At 51.9% G+C, this 1,677-nt stretch carries 2 protein-coding genes; one reads left to right on the top strand and one right to left on the bottom strand.

Annotated features, from left to right (window positions below; genetic code table 11):
* Nucleotides 1-88: 88 nt before the first annotated feature.
* The gene (locus A3OI_RS0103250) at nt 89-994 is read left to right on the top strand and encodes a hypothetical protein (RefSeq protein WP_018402905.1); all 906 of its coding nucleotides are present in this window, start codon (nt 89-91) and stop codon (nt 992-994) included.
* A 49-nt stretch (nt 995-1,043) separates the two neighbouring features.
* On the opposite strand, the gene A3OI_RS19205 is transcribed toward A3OI_RS0103250, so the two are convergent.
* Nucleotides 1,044-1,634: an IS200/IS605 family accessory protein TnpB-related protein gene (locus A3OI_RS19205; RefSeq protein ID WP_051078058.1), complete on the bottom strand. Its 591-nt coding sequence runs from the start codon at nt 1,632-1,634 to the stop codon at nt 1,044-1,046.
* Nucleotides 1,635-1,677: the final 43 nt, after the last annotated feature.

Here is a 1,677-nt window from a genome sequence, read left to right as displayed (position 1 = left end):
AACCACAAGGAGGCCGCGAGAGCAGGGTCACGCGCTGCGTGACGCGCTATCTCTCCCGGACCTGAAAGGGCCGGGTTTCTCGCGCAAAATGATGATGAAGCCAAAACGCCCTGTCGACAATTCTGCCGCCAAAACCGTACTCGGGGGTGTCGGTGCAGCCATGTACAACCAAAAGCAAAGAACCGAAGGTCAGTCATCGTCGGCCGCCAAAGTAGCCAAATTGGTATCCGCCGAACGAGGGCTCGCGGTCACTCAGGGCATGGTTGCCATGATCCTCACCGGCCTCTTTTTTGTCGGTCTGTCGCTGATATCAATTGGCGTAAACGAATGGTGGGATGCACCCCGATTTCTGCAAGCGACTATCGGCAACTGGTTCGTGCTCCTGATCCTGCTTGTGGTCACGTCACTTGCGCTTGTCGGTATCGGGGTTGCCATGTTCGTGACCCTGCCGCGCTTCATCGGCGTGAAAATGCGGGCGAGGATATACGACATCAACGAGTCTGCAGCGAAGTCCGCTGGCATCGCACCGAAGAACCCTATAGCGGGGCTTATCTACACCGCCATTATTTCTGCCGGTTTTTTCACCCTGGTATACCCGCTTTTTCTTCTGCAAAACGTTTATGAGGTATTTCGGGTGATCAACGGCCTGGCAAAAGGCAAGTCAGTCAGCTTGCGAGGCGATAGCGGCATCTATTATGACCGCATGAGAAAGGCTTACGCACAGCTTCTGGCTGGCGGGTACAGCCGCCAAGATGCCGAGGCCATGCTTCGCGAGGCAAGCCTTGGCATGTTCACCGACAAAAAAAGCAGGATAAGCTTGAGCGAATGGAAGAACGGTATGCGGGACCAGGTATTGGCAACCATGATTCAGCGCCACGGCCCGGTTGATGCCTATGTTGGAAAGATCTCGGCAACGGGCATGAAGGCTGGTGAAAGCACGGCAAACGAGGAGAAGAACAAGGACGGTATTGCCTGCAAATACACAGCCGTGTGAACTACCAACACTAAATCGAAGATTTTGAGTTGGCATCTGGGTAAACCTACTACGCGGCCATCGGCTGCGCAGCATTTTCCCTTCTAATAACGATGGATTTGTGTGGCATAAGATCCATCGTTATGGGGTTGGACACGAACCCCTTACAGGCTAGCCCTAAGGCCTCACCCGTTGCTTTTCTGAGGATATTAAGGGCACCGTTGATGTCGGCGTTTATAATCCCGTGTTTGCTTTGATACAACCCTCGGCGGATTCGCTTTCCGCTGAATATCGGTACGACATTTTTAGGTTTTTCGCCATAAACAGGTAGGAAGTCATTGTCCAAAGCGGACGCTTTGGATGTGTACGACTCTTCCTGAATGACGGTGGTTATGCCCAGTCCGTGGCATTTGTATTGGATTTGAGCGATCAGGATGGAATGCGGAATACCGACAAATTTCTGGTTGTTCACGCTGCCAATGTTGACCTCTTGCTTCCAGTGTTTGTTGTGACCAATCACCAGCGTACCGATATTGTTCTCCAGGCAATAAGCGGTAACCTTGCTGGACGCTCTGTGCAGCAAGTCTTTTATCCGGCGATGACGCTTATTACTCAAGTTTCGGGGTTCAAATCCAACCAATAAAGGTGAACACTTCCTCATTCTAGGGCTTCTTGGCGTAAGGTGAAACTATCCATTTGCATGA

Origin of the sequence: Marinobacter gelidimuriae (assembly GCF_000372805.1) — a bacterium.
In the GTDB taxonomy this organism is placed as follows: Bacteria; Pseudomonadota; Gammaproteobacteria; order Pseudomonadales; family Oleiphilaceae; genus Marinobacter; species Marinobacter gelidimuriae.
Note: the sequence above shows the minus strand (reverse complement) of the source record. Positions and strands in the feature narration are given on the sequence as shown.

Coding starts and splice junctions, on each gene's coding strand:
- A3OI_RS0103250 (WP_018402905.1), top strand. CDS start 89: ATGATGATGAAGCCAAAACGCCCTGTCGACAATTCTGCCGCCAAAACC.
- A3OI_RS19205 (WP_051078058.1), bottom strand. CDS start 1,634: ATGAGGAAGTGTTCACCTTTATTGGTTGGATTTGAACCCCGAAACTTG.